General features: G+C 69.2%; 16 protein-coding genes. 7 read left to right on the forward strand and 9 right to left on the reverse strand.

What is annotated here, in order from left to right; translation table 11 throughout:
* Positions 1-74: 74 nt before the first annotated feature.
* The 5 genes from sigM to LX14_RS07720 all read left to right on the forward strand — a co-directional run bounded on the left by sigM (position 75) and on the right by LX14_RS07720 (position 4,376).
* On the forward strand, positions 75-725 hold the full coding sequence (gene sigM / locus LX14_RS07700) for an RNA polymerase sigma factor SigM (RefSeq protein WP_253646644.1): 651 nt from the start codon (positions 75-77) through the stop codon (positions 723-725).
* The gene (locus LX14_RS07705) at positions 722-1,519 is read left to right on the forward strand and encodes an RsmA family anti-sigma factor (RefSeq protein WP_253646645.1); all 798 of its coding nucleotides are present in this window, start codon (positions 722-724) and stop codon (positions 1,517-1,519) included. The genes sigM and LX14_RS07705 overlap by 4 nt, the downstream gene beginning before the upstream one ends.
* A 116-nt stretch (positions 1,520-1,635) precedes the next feature.
* Positions 1,636-2,625, forward strand: coding sequence for a thioredoxin-disulfide reductase (trxB, locus tag LX14_RS07710; protein ID WP_253646646.1), 990 nt, complete (start codon positions 1,636-1,638; stop codon positions 2,623-2,625).
* Between the two features lie 82 nt (positions 2,626-2,707).
* Positions 2,708-3,046, forward strand: a complete 339-nt coding sequence (trxA, locus tag LX14_RS07715) for a thioredoxin (protein ID WP_253646647.1) — start codon at positions 2,708-2,710, stop codon at positions 3,044-3,046.
* 136 nt (positions 3,047-3,182) lie between these two features.
* Positions 3,183-4,376, forward strand: a complete 1,194-nt coding sequence (locus LX14_RS07720) for an N-acetylmuramoyl-L-alanine amidase (RefSeq protein WP_253646648.1) — start codon at positions 3,183-3,185, stop codon at positions 4,374-4,376.
* Positions 4,377-4,403: 27 nt separating this feature from the next.
* On the opposite strand, the gene LX14_RS07725 is transcribed toward LX14_RS07720, so the two are convergent.
* The 9 genes from LX14_RS07725 to rpmH all read right to left on the reverse strand — a co-directional run bounded on the left by LX14_RS07725 (position 4,404) and on the right by rpmH (position 10,891).
* Positions 4,404-5,111, reverse strand: coding sequence for a hypothetical protein (locus tag LX14_RS07725; RefSeq protein WP_253646649.1), 708 nt, complete (start codon positions 5,109-5,111; stop codon positions 4,404-4,406).
* Between the two features lie 129 nt (positions 5,112-5,240).
* Positions 5,241-6,245, reverse strand: a complete 1,005-nt coding sequence (locus tag LX14_RS07730) for a ParB/RepB/Spo0J family partition protein (protein WP_253646650.1) — start codon at positions 6,243-6,245, stop codon at positions 5,241-5,243.
* Positions 6,245-7,282: a ParA family protein gene (locus LX14_RS07735; RefSeq protein ID WP_372505368.1), complete on the reverse strand. Its 1,038-nt coding sequence runs from the start codon at positions 7,280-7,282 to the stop codon at positions 6,245-6,247. The genes LX14_RS07730 and LX14_RS07735 overlap by 1 nt, the downstream gene beginning before the upstream one ends.
* Positions 7,283-7,336: 54 nt before the next feature.
* Entirely contained in the window at positions 7,337-8,032 is a 696-nt protein-coding gene (gene rsmG, locus LX14_RS07740) for a 16S rRNA (guanine(527)-N(7))-methyltransferase RsmG (protein WP_253646652.1), read from the reverse strand.
* 94 nt (positions 8,033-8,126) lie between these two features.
* Positions 8,127-8,741 carry a Jag family protein gene (locus LX14_RS07745; RefSeq protein WP_253646653.1) on the reverse strand — a complete coding sequence of 205 codons (615 nt, stop codon included), beginning with the start codon at positions 8,739-8,741 and terminating at the stop codon, positions 8,127-8,129.
* Between the two features lie 87 nt (positions 8,742-8,828).
* Positions 8,829-9,980 carry a membrane protein insertase YidC gene (gene yidC / locus LX14_RS07750; RefSeq protein WP_253646654.1) on the reverse strand — a complete coding sequence of 384 codons (1,152 nt, stop codon included), beginning with the start codon at positions 9,978-9,980 and terminating at the stop codon, positions 8,829-8,831.
* Complete coding sequence (gene yidD / locus LX14_RS07755) at positions 9,974-10,315, reverse strand: membrane protein insertion efficiency factor YidD (RefSeq protein WP_253646655.1); 342 nt, start codon at positions 10,313-10,315, stop codon at positions 9,974-9,976. The genes yidC and yidD overlap by 7 nt, the downstream gene beginning before the upstream one ends.
* Positions 10,312-10,707 (reverse strand): ribonuclease P protein component, encoded by a 396-nt coding sequence (gene rnpA, locus LX14_RS07760; RefSeq protein WP_308214084.1) that lies wholly within the window; start codon positions 10,705-10,707, stop codon positions 10,312-10,314. The genes yidD and rnpA overlap by 4 nt, the downstream gene beginning before the upstream one ends.
* Before the next feature lie 40 nt (positions 10,708-10,747).
* Entirely contained in the window at positions 10,748-10,891 is a 144-nt protein-coding gene (gene rpmH / locus LX14_RS07765; RefSeq protein ID WP_253646657.1) for a 50S ribosomal protein L34, read from the reverse strand.
* 500 nt (positions 10,892-11,391) lie between these two features.
* Between rpmH and dnaA the strand changes: the two genes are divergently transcribed.
* Both dnaA and dnaN read left to right on the forward strand, forming a co-directional pair.
* Positions 11,392-12,960 (forward strand): chromosomal replication initiator protein DnaA, encoded by a 1,569-nt coding sequence (dnaA, locus tag LX14_RS07770; protein WP_253646658.1) that lies wholly within the window; start codon positions 11,392-11,394, stop codon positions 12,958-12,960.
* Positions 12,961-13,460: 500 nt separating this feature from the next.
* Positions 13,461-14,624 (forward strand): DNA polymerase III subunit beta, encoded by a 1,164-nt coding sequence (gene dnaN / locus LX14_RS07775; RefSeq protein WP_253646659.1) that lies wholly within the window; start codon positions 13,461-13,463, stop codon positions 14,622-14,624.
* Position 14,625 lies beyond the last annotated feature (1 nt).

The raw sequence follows: 14,625 nt of genomic DNA on the forward strand, positions 1-14,625 counted from the left end.
CACCTGCCGCCCGTTCATCCACAGGTGCCCGTGCTCACCTGTGATCGCCCCGACGTGGGCATTAGTCTCCCCCCATGGCCGACGAGGGGGACGCGCGCAGTGACGCCGACCTGCTCGCGGCGCACGTCGCCGGCGATCGTGACGCCTTCGCGGTGCTGATAGCCCGCCACCGCGCCCACCTGTGGGCGGTGGCCGCGCGCACGAGCCTCAACGACGACGACGCCGCCGATGCGCTCCAGGAGGCGTTGCTCAGTGCGCACCGCGGTGCCCGCAGCTTCCGTTCGGACGCGAAGGTGAGTTCCTGGCTGCACCGGATCGTCGTGAACGCGGCCCTCGACCGGATGCGCCGCGAACGGCACCGTCAGCTCACGGCGCCGCTCGACGCCGCCACCGACGGGATCGCGGACCCGGTCGACGCCACCGGTCATGTCGACCTGCGGCTGTCCGTCGGCGGGGCCCTGGCGACCCTCCCGGCCGATCAACGGGCGGCCGTGGTGGCCGTGGACGTCGAGGGCTATTCGGTCGCCGACGCGGCCACCCTCCTCGGGGTGCCGACCGGCACGGTGAAGAGCCGCTGTGCGCGAGGCCGCGCGAAGCTCGCGGTGAGCCTCGGACACCTCCGCGCAACAGACCTCGGGAGCGCCGAGGGAACCACGCGGGCCTCGGCTGCGTCAGATGGAGGAGAGCGTCCGGACAGGGCGCGCCGGGCGGGGGGTGGATCGTGACCGACGACCGGACACCGGCGGGGGAGCCGTCGGGTGAGTCGGCGGCGGGGGAACCCACCGTCCCCCTCGACCTCATCGCCGACCTGCACGCCGGTGTCCTGTCCGAGGAGGACGCGCGCTCCGTGCGGGCCCGTGTCGACGCCGATCCCCGCGCGCAGCGCGTCCTGGCCGCCCTCGACGCGACGGTCGCCGACCTCCGGGATGCCCCGGTGGAACCGGTCGAACCCCCACCGGCGGTCGCTGCCGCGATCGAGGAGACCCTGCGAAGCCTCCGCGACGAGCACGCGGTGCCGCCACACCCGGCCGATGACCCCCGGGTCATCGCCCTGGACGCCGCGCGCGACCGTCGGCGACGACGAGGACTGCTGCTTGCCGCGGCGGCCGCGGTGGTGGTCGCCGTCGTGACCGGCATCATCGCCGTCTCCACGGCGACCCAGCCCTCGTCCGACTCCGTCCGCGCCGACGACACCACCCCGCCGTCGACACAGGCGTCGACCGGCGCAGCCCCCGTGTCACTTCTCTCCGTGCTCGGGCGGACCGAACCCACCCTGGGCGACGCCTCCGACCCCGCGTCACGACTGCGGGGATGCCTCGCGGCCAACGGTGTCCCCGCGTCCACAGCAGTGCTCGGTGCCGGGCCGGTCACGGTCGACGGGGACCGGCGGATCGTCGTCCTGTTGACCACGGGTGTCGCCGGCCGGTTCGACGCGCTCGTCGTCGGCCCCGACTGCGCCGCGGGCCGGGCGGAGACCATCTCGCGACAGGTGATCGGGGCCACCGCGCCCACCCGCTGACCTGGGAAGAGTCGGGGGCACCGAGTGCCGGGTCGCGGATCGGGTGAGCGCGACCGCGGGAACAGAAGCCCCTACTCTTGCGTTGGACCAGCCGTTCGCGCAAGAGAAGAGGACCGATGAGCGACACGGGTACCGGAACGATCCACGATGTGATCATCGTCGGGTCCGGACCGGCCGGATACACAGCAGCCGTCTACACCGCCCGCGCGGAACTCGCGCCGGTCGTGTTCGAGGGGACCCAGTTCGGCGGCGCGCTGATGACCACCACCGAGGTCGAGAACTTCCCCGGCTTCCAGGCCGGGATCCAGGGTCCCGCCCTCATGGACGAGATGCGGGAGCAGTCGCTGCGCTTCGGTGCCGACCTGCGGATGGAGGACGTCGACGCGATCCGTGCGACCGGCGACATCAAAGAGGTCGAGGTCGCCGGTGAGGTCCATCGTGCGCGGGCGCTGATCCTGGCGATGGGCGCCGCCGCGCGCTACCTCGACGTCCCCGGCGAGGCCGACCTGCTCGGTCGCGGGGTGTCCGCGTGTGCCACCTGTGACGGGTTCTTCTTCAAGGACCAGGACATCGCGGTCATCGGCGGTGGCGACTCGGCCATGGAGGAGGCGACCTTCCTCACCAAGTTCGCGCGCAGCGTCACCCTGGTGCACCGCCGCGAGGAGTTCCGGGCGTCGCGCATCATGCTCGACCGGGCACGCGCCAACGACAAGATCCGGTTCATCACCAACGCCGGTGTCGAGGAGGTCCTCGGTGACGGCTCCGTGACCGGGATCCGGCTGCGGGACACCGTGACCGGCGAGACGTCCGTCCTCGACGTCACGGGGATGTTCGTCGCCATCGGTCACGATCCGCGCAGCGGCCTCGTGCGGGGTCAGGTCGACCTCGACGAGGACGGGTACGTGGTCACGGTCGGCGGCACGACCGCCACCTCGCTCGACGGCGTCTTCGCCGCCGGCGATCTGGTCGACCACCGGTACCGCCAGGCCATCACGGCGGCGGGTACCGGGTGCAGTGCGGCCATCGACGCCGAGCGCTGGCTGTCCGAACGCTCGGACGGCGCTGTCGCCGTCCCCGCCGATGTCGCAGTCGCAGCCCTGAGCTGACGACGCGGCCCCGACCACCAGGCACGGCCGCCACGCATCGTCGCGTGGCCACCAGAACCACCACCACAACAGGAGGAACACCATGGGTGCCAACACAGTCACCGTCACCGACGACACGTTCGCGAGCGAGGTCCTCGGCGCCGACAAGCCCGTCCTCGTCGACTTCTGGGCCACCTGGTGCGGCCCGTGCAAGATGGTCGCCCCCGTCCTGGAGGAGATCGCCGCCGACAACGGCGACAAGCTCACCGTCGCCAAGCTCGACGTGGACGCCAACCCGGCGGTCGCGCGGGACTTCAAGATCATGTCGATCCCGACCATGATCCTGTTCGAGAACGGCCAGCCGACGAAGACGATCGTCGGTGCCAAGGGCAAGGCCGCCCTCCTGCGTGAGCTGGACGGCGTCATCTCCGCTCCCGCCTGACGCGCGACCCACATCTCCTGGTCCGGTCCTCGACACAACGTCGGGGACCGGACCAGGCATGTTGGCTCGCGGTCCTCCGACCTGCGAGACTCTCAGGAGTTCGTCCGATCTCCCCGTCGACAGAAGGGCTCGTGTGATGGCTCTGTACCGCCTGGGGGATCAGGGGTCGGCTGTCATCGAGATCCGGTCGCTGCTGGCCGAACAGAGTCTTCTCCCGCACGCGCCGGCCGCCGGCGGGCGACACAGCGCGACCGATCCGGTGCAGGAAGTGCCCCGTCCCGACGGCGCCGCGGTCTTCGACGAAGCCACCGACCACGCCGTCCGCGCCTTCCAGCAGCACCGCGGGCTCATCGTGGACGGCATCGTGGGGCCGGCGACCTTCCGTGTCCTTCGTGAGGCCTCGCACCGACTGGGCACCCGCACACTCGCCTACACCGTCAGCACCCCGATGCACGGCGACGACGTCGCCACCCTGCAGTCACGTCTGCAGAACCTCGGCTTCTACACCGGGCTCGTCGATGGATCCTTCGGCCCGTCGACGCACTCCGCCCTGTGTACCTATCAGAGCGAGAACGGGATGTCGCCCGACGGCATCTGCGGCCCGGACACACTGCGGTCGTTGGAACGACTGGGCACACGCGTGACGGGCGGTTCGCCGCATGCGATCCGCGCCGAGGAGTACGTCCGTCGGTCCGGACCGCGTCTGTCGGGGAAGAGGATCGTGATCGATCCCGGCACAGGTCGAGCCGACCACGTCGTCGACGAGGCGACGGCGTCGCTCGAGACGTCGCTGCTCTGGGACCTGTCGCACCGGCTGGAGGGCCGGATGGCCGCCGCGGGCATGGAGACCTTCGTGTCGCATCCCGTCGACGCCGATCCCGAGGACACCGAGCGCGCGCGCACCGCCAACGCCTTCGGCGCCGATCTGGTGATCGCACTCCGCTGCGCGCGCTACTCGTCGCCGGTCGCATCGGGCGTGGCGTCCTTCCACTTCGGGAACTCCCACGGATCGGTGTCCACCATCGGACAGTCCCTGTCGGGGTACATCCAGCGCGAGATCGTGGCACGAACCGCTCTGCAGGACTGCCGATCCCACGGCCGTACCTGGGACATCCTGCGCCTGACACGGATGCCGGTGGCCCAGGTCGACGTCGGTTACATCACCAGCCCCCACGACGTCGCGATCCTCACCGACGACGTCGTCCGCGACACGATCGCCGACGCGATCCTCGTCGCCGTGAAGCGGCTGTACCTGCTGGGTCAGGACGACCAGCCCACCGGTACCTACACCTTCGCCGATCTGCTCGCCTCCGAGCAGATCGCCCGCTGACTCTCTCCTGACGTCGCTCCCGTCGGCTCAGCCGACGGGCGTGGCCACCCGCGTCCGTTCCCGACCGGTCACGTCGATCGTCGCCATGATGACCAGGTTGTCCAGAGCGCTCTCGACCGCGTTCTTCCAGCCCAGGCCCTCGTCGAGCTCGAGCCGATAGCGCGGGAACCGATGGTGCGCGGCGACCAGCTCGAAACCGGCGTCGGCGAGGAAGTGGGCGTCGACCATGCACCCGGCGCAGAGCCCGCCGGGAACGGCGTTGTCCCGGAGACCACTGGTGGGGTCCGCGTCACCCACGGCGGAGGAGCGGACGATGCCGAATGCCTCCACTGCGCGCACGCCGCGTCGGATGAGATCGCCGAGGACCGCGTCGATCAGAGCCTGTGCCGTCCCCGGCCGCCCCGCCTCCACGCGGATCGAGGTGAGCAGGACGGCGTCCGGGCTCACCGGCGATGTCGGGAACAGACGCGCTCGCGGAACCCGACCCGGCGGGGCGTAGAACGCGGTGCCGACGATGCGGTCCGTCCGGGTGTCGACGGCGGTCTGCGCACACCGGCCCCAGTCGAGCATGACCATCGAGACCCACGCCTCTTTGTCGAACTCGGTGTCGATGACCCGACCCGAACCGGGGTCGGGATTCGCCGCCGGATCGACCTCCCAGAAGACACACCGGCGGGTGTGACGGGGCAACGCCTCGAAACGATCCAGTTCGAAGGGCCGAATGGCGATGGTCACCGGTCGCACCCCGGTCGCAGATCCAATCCCGGTATGGTGCAACACCTTCCGCGTCCGGAACCGCAGCACAAAACGCGGATCGTCACAGTGACGTTGTGAACGCGACCTCGTGTACCCGAATCCACGGCGTCAGTGATCGCGATTCTGCGCCAACAGGTCGACGATGCGTTCGAGGTCGTCGACCGACCCGAACTCGACCACGATCTTGCCCTTCCGCTTGCCCATCGCAACGGTCACGCGGGTGTCGAGACGGTCGGACAGGCGATCCGCGACGTCCTGCAATCCGGGCATCGTCATCGGGCGGCGACGCGGGGGAGCAGGGGCCGGCGTCGGACCGTCGTGGTTGGCGAGGGTGACGGCTTCCTCGGTGGCCCGCACCGACATGCCCTCCGCGACGATCCGTGCGGCCAGCGCCTCCTGTGCGTCCGCGCCGGACTCCAACGACAAGAGGGCACGCGCGTGGCCCGCGGACAGGACGCCGGCGGCGACCCGCCGTTGCACGGGGATGGGCAGCTTGAGCAGACGGATCATGTTGGTGACCACAGGCCGCGAGCGCCCGAGGCGGGCGGCGAGTTCGTCGTGGGTGACCCCGAACTCCTCCAGCAGCTGCTGATACGCGGCAGCTTCTTCCAACGGGTTCAGCTGCACGCGGTGGATGTTCTCCAGCAGCGCGTCGCGCAGCATGTCGCCGTCGTTGGTCTCCCGGACGATGGCAGGGATCGCCGCCAGGCCGGCCTGCTGACTGGCCCGCCAGCGCCGCTCGCCCATGACGAGCTGGTAGCGGATGTCGCCCTGGGGGGCGGGGAGACGGCGGACGACGATGGGCTGCATCAATCCGAACTCGCGGATCGAGTGCACGAGTTCTGCGAGGGCCTCGTCGTCGAAGGCGGTGCGCGGCTGCTGTGGGTTCGGCTCGATCTCCGCGGGCGGAATCTCCCGGTAGACCGCACCGGCATCGTCCACCGGGGGCACAGCGGCGCCGGGTGACGGCGCCTGGGTGGGGGAGCCGTCACCGAGGACGACGTCGGCAGCCGCATCGGTCAGGCGAGGTCCCTCGTCCGGGCCTGTCGGGATCAGCGCGGCGAGTCCGCGGCCGAGGCCGCCCTTGCGTGACGCCGTGGGTCGTCCGCTCATCACTTCTGTCCTTCCCCGTCGGCGCGACGCGCCCGCAGGCCGATCTCCCGACCGGCGTCGAGGTAACTCATCGCCCCCCGGGAACCGGGGTCGTACTGGATGATGGTCATCCCGAAGCCCGGGGCCTCGGACACCTTGACGCTGCGCGGGATGACCGTCGTCAGCACCTTGTCGCCGAAGTGCCGACGGACCTCTTCGGCGACCTGATCGGCCAGCTTCGTCCGACCGTCGTACATGGTCAGCAAGACGGTCGACACGTACAGGTCCCGGTTGAGATGAGCCTGGACCAGTTCGATGTTCTGGAGGAGCTGCCCGACGCCTTCGAGCGCGTAGTACTCGCACTGAATAGGGATGAGCACCTCCTTGGCGGCGACCATCGCATTGACCGTCAGCAGGCCCAGGGACGGTGGGCAGTCGATGATGACGTAGTCGATCTGGCGCTGACGGAGCACCTCGGGGTCCAGCGCGTTCCGCAGACGCGTCTCGCGGGCCACCATGGACACCAGCTCGATCTCGGCGCCCGCGAGGTCGAGCGTGGCCGGGACGCAGAAGAGGCCGTCGGAGGCTGTTGACTGCGCGATGGCCTCCTCGAGGGTGACCTCGCCGAGCAGCAGTTCGTAGACCGACGCGATGTCGGGGTCCCTGTGGTCGATCCCGAGTGCCGTGCTGGCGTTGCCCTGCGGGTCGAGATCGATGACGAGGACACCGAGGCCGTGGATCGCGAGAGCCGCGGCGATGTTGACCGCCGTCGTCGTCTTGCCGACGCCACCCTTCTGATTGGCCACCGTGATGATCCGGGGCTCGGCGGGGTGGGGGAGGTGGCCGGCCAGTCCGCGGGTCAGCACGTGGCTGGCGCGCTCAGCGGCCGCCGCGATGGGCGTGTCCGCATAGCGTTCAGACGACGATGTTTCACGTGAAACACGATCGGATGAGGATGCCGGCGGGGTGCGCGGACCCGGTGGAGTCGGTCGGCCTCCGCGCCCGCCGGAGGGACTGTCCGCCACCACGTCACTCCTTCGACCGCGCCTGCCCAACATCCTGCGCTGCACCCCATCGCTGCTCACTCCTCGACCGGAGTCGGTCACCGGCCGCTACCGTCGAGTCTTACGACGACGCGAACCGGCGCTCTCGGCCCGTCGCGCGCGCACGATCGTCGTCGGCACAGAAAGAATATCTGCCCCGACTGTCTCCACGCTCAGCGCGGTCAACCCGACCTTCCCGACGGCCGCACGGTGGGTGGTGACCTCGTCCTCGGCGGACGCGCCCTTGATCGCCACCATCTCGCCGCCCGGGACGATGAGGGGGGCGGACCACCGAGCGAGGCGATCCAGCGGCGCGACGGCGCGCGAGGTCACCACGTCCGCGTCACCGATGGCGGATCGGACTGCCTTCTCCTCGGCGCGTCCGCGAACGAGCTCGACGTCGACACCGAGCGTCGCTATCGCCTCGGACAGGAATGCGTGTCGGCGCTCGAGCGGTTCGACCAGTGTCACCGTCAGGGACGGCCCGGCGAGCGCGATCGCCAGCCCCGGCAGACCCGCACCGCTGCCGATGTCCACGACCCGCACGTCGTCGGGCAGCGCGCGCGCCACCACCGCACAGTTGAGGATGTGGCGCTCCCACAGCCGGTCGACCTCGCGGGGCCCGATGAGGCCACGTGTGACACCCGCGTCGGCCAACAGGTCCCGGTAGACCCGCGCGCGCCCGAGACGATCTCCGAACACCGCCGCCGCGGCGTCGGCGATCTCGTCGCGGTCGAACTCGGTATCTGGTTTCACGTGAAACATCCTTCGGTGTCGGGGGAGGGGAGGGGCGCACAACGGAGCAGGGCCCCGACAGTCTCGTCGGGGCCCTGCTCGTGGTGTTCGGTCGAGCTCGAGATCACTCGGCGATGACGACGACCCGGCGACGGGGCTCGGTGCCCTCGCTCTCGCTGTAGACACCGTCGACGGCAGCGACGGCGTCGTGCACGATCTTCCGCTCGAACGGAGACATCGGGTCGAGGGCTTCGCGGCCCCCCGCGTCCCGCACTCGCTCGGCGACCTCGGTGCCGAGACCGCTGAGGCGCTCCCGTCGGCCAGCACGCCACCCGCTGACGTCGAGCATCAGTCGCGAGCGATCACCGGTCGTCTGCTGGACCGCCAGACGGGTCAGCTCCTGGAGCGCATCGAGAACCTCGCCGTCCTTGCCGACGAGCTTGCCGAGATCCCGGCCGCCGTCGATGCTGACGATGGCGCGGTCACCGTCGACGTCGAGGTCGATGTCCCCGTCGAAGTCGAGAACGTCGAGGAGCTGCTCGAGGTAGTCGCCGGCGATCTCCCCCTCCTCGACCAACCGGTCGTCGCCGTCGGACTCGTCGTCGACGTCGTCGTCCGACACGGCGGCGGTGTCGACGGCCACCTCATCGGTGCGGGTGTCGGTGTCGATCGCATCCGCGGGCCGCTCGACGTCGTCTGTCGTGACGTCCTGTTCGGCGTCGCTGGTCTCGGTAGTCATCGCTCATCACCTCGGAATCGTGTGTGGACAGGTTCGTGTGGGCGCCACTGCCGGGCACCGGGAGACGGCGGCGTCACGCCGCCGGACTCATCGCCGCTTGCGCCGACGTTGCTGCGTACCCGTCGGGCGCTGCCCGGGTCGGGGAGTCGCGGAGGAGGCCTTGCGTGCCGACCCGCCGCCGCTGCGCTTCGCCGAACTCTTCGTCAGGTCGGTGCGACCCTTCTCCGTCGTCGCGTCGTCGGCGGTGGCAGCCTGCGTAGTGCCATCGGTCACCGCGGCGTCCTCGACGGACTCGGAGTCGGAGGCGGCCTTCTTCTTGGCGCGTTCGGGACGGGCACCGGGCTTGGGTGCGTTCGCCTTCAGCTTCTCCTGCTTCGCGACGCGCTCGGCTTCTTCTTCCTTGGCGATCTGACCGAACACGATGTGCTGCTGCGCGTAGGTCCAGAGGTTGTTGCTCACCCAGTAGAGAAGGATTGCCACGGGGAAAAACGCGCCCGAGACGAGGATGCCGAGCGGGAAGACGTAGAGAGCGAGCTTGTTCATGATCGCGGTCTGCGGGTTCTCGAGCGCCGCCGCGGTCTGACGCGCGACCGACGCGCGCGAGTTCATGTGCGTCGCGATCGACGACAGGATCACGAGCGGGATCACCAGGTAGATGATGTGTGCGCGCGTGAAGTCGACGACGCCGTCGGCACTGAACGCCAGCCACTCACTCTTGGGCTGCGACACCGCCGCCGAGAGCGGGACACCGAAGAGCCGGGCGTCGAGGAAGTTCTGCACCTGGTCGGCGGAGAAGAAGTAGTTGCCGGTCGAGCGGGTCTCCGCCGCCGACATCCCGAGCTGGCCGAACCCCGTACCCATCCGGTTGAACGACCGCAGCACGTGGAACAGGCCGATGAACACCGGGATCTGCGCCAGCATCGGAAGGCACCCGAGGAGCGGGTTGAACCCGTGCTCCTTCTGGAGCTTCTGCATCTCCTCGGTCATCTTCACGCGATCCTTGGCGTACTTCTTGCGGATCGCCTGGAGCTGGGGCTGGATCTCCTGCATCTTCTTCGTCGTGCGGACCTGCTTGACGAAGGGCTTGTAGAGGATCGCGCGCAGGGTGAAGACGAGGAACACGACCGACAGGGCCCATGCCACGCCGCTGCCACCGGGGGAGTCGGGCAGGACATGGCTGAACAGCCAGTGCCAGACCCACATGATCCCGGAGACCGGGTAGTAGATGAAGTTCAGCACGGTGTCACTTGCTCCTCACTGCGGACAACAGCACTAGGGGTGTCGCGAGCGGTGTCGCGGACGTGGGGGGTGCGGCGCTCGGGAACCGGGTCGTACCCGGGAGCGTGCCAGGGACCGCATTTCGCGAGACGCCACAGGGAGAGGGCTCCGCCACGGAACACACCCCAGGTCGTCAGCGCCTCGACGGCGTATGCGCTGCAGGAGGGCTCGAACCGACAGGACGGCATCCGAGTCGGGGAGATCCAGGTCTGGTACAGCTCCACCATCCAGACCAGCACCCGACGGGGCAGTCTCGACAGGCTCCGCGTCCGCCCGCTCTCGTCGTCGTCGTTCATCGCGCACCGACGGCGTCGTCGGCCAGACGCCGGTGCGCCTTCCGAAGAGCCGACGTCAGCTCGTCGGTGAGCTCGGTGCTGGAGCGGTCCGCCGCGCCGGGGAGCGCTCGGATCACCACCAGCTCACTGCGATCGGGATCGTCGGAGGCCGAGACCTCGGCACCCGCGGCGGCGACGCGCAGTCTGCGGGCGACCGCGTGCCGCGTCACGGCATCACCGACGGATTTGCTCACGATCAACCCGTACCGCGATCCGCGCTCGACGGCCACCACGTCCGGGCCGCCGGTGGGCAGCACATGGACCATGAGATCGGCACGACGAACCCGCACACCCCGGCGGAGTGTGCGGGTGAAGTCGGAGCCTCGAGAGATCCGTTGATGCCGGGCCAGCACAGTGCAGGCGTCCGCTGCGAGCCCGTGGGCTCCGCGGAACTCAGGCGGTCAGGCTCTCGCGGCCCTTGCGCCGACGGCCGTTGACGATGGCGCGACCGGCACGCGTCCGCATCCGCAGACGGAAGCCGTGCACGCGGGCACGACGACGGTTGTTGGGCTGGAAGGTGCGCTTTCCCTTGGCCACGCGAGAACTCCTCGTTGATCTGTGATGGTCTCTTGCCGCGGCCTGTCATCACGTGCACGGACCGAGCCCGGGGAACCCGGGCGATCGGTCGCACGCAACACTGATCCCACCGTCGGCGACCTTGCGAGACTACTGACCGTCCCAGGGGCCGTCAAACCGCTCCACGGTCCGTCACCTGCGCAGACGCCGTGGACCGGCGTCGCACGGCCGGCGTCGACACGCCGTATCCCCGTCGGTCGTTGATTCTCCACGATCGTTGTGGTGGGAGCTGTTGAGTCCGACGGGAGGAGTCTGTTAGCTTCGTGCGACGACGGTGTCGGGCCGCGTGACGCTCTGCGCCGCGCCGCGCCGACGGAGGCCATGGGGCGTGTATCCCGGCCAGTCGTGTCGTCGTCGCACCGTTCGTCCACAGCTGTGGATAACCGTGTGGACAATCCATCGTCTCCGGTCCACGATGGGCTTCGCGGCCACGCTCGTGCGCCGGCCGGGAGGGGACCACGTTGAGCACCGATCGCGATCATCTCGACGCCGATCGTGACCCGTTTCCCCGCGAGTCGTTCCCCGAGGTGTGGCAGCGCGTCGTCGTCGACCTGACCGCCACCCCCGCCATCGGTGAGGAACTGACCCGACAGCAGAAGGCGTGGCTGTCGCTCGTCCAGCCGCTCACCCTCGTGGAGGGGTTCGCGCTCCTCGCGGTCCCGTCCGCCCGGGTGCAGGAACAGATCGAACGGACCCTGCGCGAACCCATCCGCGCGTCGCTCAGCACACATCTCGGGCGCGAGGTGGACCTCGGCGTCCGCATCGATCCCGATGCCGAGCCACCCACCATCCCTAGTCAGGCCGTCGATACGAGCAGGTCGGTCGACGGCGACGACGACCGTGACGGCCTGTCCGACACCTTCGCCGATCGCCGGGACGCCGCGATGGACCACCGCTACGAACCCGCCCGCGGCGAGGCCATGCGTTCCCCGGGCCTGCCCGCGTCCGACGGCCGCGACGGCGACTGGGCCAACTGGTTCAACCCCGGCCCCGGGGACCCGAGCAGCCTGAACCCGAAGTACACCTTCGACACGTTCGTCATCGGCGCGTCGAACCGGTTCGCCCATGCCGCCGCCGTCGCCATCTCCGAGGCACCGGCGCGGGCATACAACCCGCTGTTCATCTGGGGTGAGTCGGGACTGGGCAAGACCCACCTGCTCCACGCCGCGGGCCACTACGCGCAACGCCTCTTCCCGGGGATGAAGGTCAAGTACGTCTCCACCGAGGAGTTCACGAACGACTTCATCAACTCTCTCCGTGACGACCGCCGTGTCGCCTTCAAACGCCGATACCGCGACGTGGACGTCCTGCTCGTCGACGACATCCAGTTCCTCGTCGGCAAGGAGGGCATCCAGGAGGAGTTCTTCCACACGTTCAACACGCTGCACAACGCGAACAAGCAGATCGTGGTGTCCTCCGACCGTCCGCCCAAGCAGCTCGCCACCCTCGAGGACCGTCTGCGGACGCGCTTCGAGTGGGGTCTCATCACCGACGTCCAGCCGCCCGAGCTCGAGACGCGGATCGCGATCCTGCGCAAGAAGGCGCAGATGGACAACCTGCAGGTCCCCGACGACGTCCTGGAGCTCATCGCCTCGAAGATCGAGCGCAACATCCGGGAGCTCGAGGGCGCCCTGATCCGCGTCACCGCGTTCGCCTCGCTCAACAGCGCCGATCTCAACCTCGCGTTGGCCGAGATCGTGCTGCAGGCCCTCCTGCCCGACACGGGCAGCGTCGAGATCAACGCACCGGCGATCCTGGCCATCACCGCGGAGTACTTCGAGATCAGCGTGGACGAGCTCCGCGGGCCCGGCAAGACACGATCGATCGCACAGGCCCGCCAGATCTCCATGTACCTCTGTCGAGAGCTCACGGACCTGTCGCTGCCGAAGATCGGCGAGACGTTCGACCGTGACCACACGACGGTCATGTACGCCGACAAGAAGATCCGCAAGGAGATGGCCGAACGCCGCAAGGTCTACGACCACGTCCAGGAGCTCACCGCGCGCATCAAACAGCGCTCGCGGTCCTGACCGATCGGTCGCCCTCCACCCCGTACGTGGGTGATGTCTCGACCCCGGATCGACACTTCATGCCCTCGGTCGGCCCGTTCTGTCCTCCGCTCAGACGAATCCCCAGCTGTGGATAACTCGGTGGATAACCCCGTCGATCTGTGGACACACGGTGGAGTCCGATGAACAACTCCCCACATCTGCACAACCCCTGCGCAACGACGAGGTGACGGTCCACATGTGGTTCACACCGGCGACGCGCGACGTGAACTGCACCGCCGTGGTCCTGTCCACAGATTGCACAGCCGCTATTACTTCCATGAAGTCATCTCTATGGGTTCTCTGTGAAAGAAGCGATGTGCACAGACCGGTTGGTCCCCAGGGGCCGACAGGGTCCGAGACCGCCCGTCGACCAACTCGCCCCCGTTGGCGACGACGGCCCTCGCAGCGTTCTAGAGTGGTGCCCACATCCGCAGATCGGCCGCAGTCGTGGCCACGCAGGTACGGGAGGGTCGAACGCGGTGAAGTTCCGTGTCACACGCGATGAGTTCGCCGACGCCGTCGCCTGGGTCGCCCGTAGCCTGCCGAGCCGCCCGCCGGTCCCCGTCCTGGGATGCGTCGTCCTGACCGGTGGCGACACGGGTCTGACAGTCTCCGGCTTCGACTACGAGGTGTCGGCCCAGGTCGACATCTCCGCCGAGGTCGCCGACGAGGGCCGCGTCCTCGTCTCGGGCAAGCTCCTCGCCGACATCACGCGGTCCCTGCCGGCGAAGCCCGTCGACGTCGCACTGGACGGCACCCGCGTCGTGATCACCTGCGGCAGTTCGCGTTTCTCGCTCCCGACCATGCCGGTCGAGGACTACCCGAGCCTCCCGGAGGTCCCCGGGGTCACCGGCACCATCCCGGCCGAGCTCTTCGCCGAGGCGATCGGACAGGTCGCCGTCGCGGCCGGCAAGGACGACACCCTCCCGATGCTGACCGGCATCCGTGTCGAGATCGAGGACGACACCGTGGTGCTCGCCGCCACCGATCGCTTCCGTCTCGCGGTCCGGGAACTGACCTGGCAGCCCAGCGGTACCGACACGGCCGCGGTGCTGGTCCCCGCCAAGACGCTGTCGGAGTCGGCCCGATCGGCCGGATCGGACACCTCTGCGGTCTCCCTGGCGCTCGGATCCCCCGGCACCATCGGTGCCGAGGGTCTGCTGGGCATCCTCGGGCAGGGACGTCAGACCACCACACGTCTGCTCGACGCGGAGTTTCCCAAGTTCCGTCAGCTGCTGCCGACGTCACACACGTCGATGGCGACCGTCGACATCGCCGAGCTCACCGACGCGATCAAGCGTGTGGCGCTGGTGGCCGAGCGGGGCGCGCAGGTGCGGCTGGAGTTCACCGAGGGTTCGGTGCGTCTCACCGCCGGCGGCGACGACTCGGGCAAGGCCGAGGAGGAGGTGCCGGTGAGCTTCCACGGGGAGCCGCTGACCATCGCCTTCAACCCGGGGTATCTCCTCGACGGACTCGCGGCACTGCACAGCGCCTCGGTCGATTTCGGATTCACCACCCCCAGCCGTCCCGCGGTCCTGCGGCCCGCGACCGAGGAGACACCCGTCCCCGACGACAGCGGCGCCTACCCGGCACCGTCGAGCGAGTTCACCTATCTGCTGATGCCGGTCCGCCTACCCGGCTGAT

Source organism: Williamsia deligens, assembly GCF_024171765.1.
GTDB lineage: Bacteria > Actinomycetota > Actinomycetes > Mycobacteriales > Mycobacteriaceae > Williamsia_A > Williamsia_A deligens.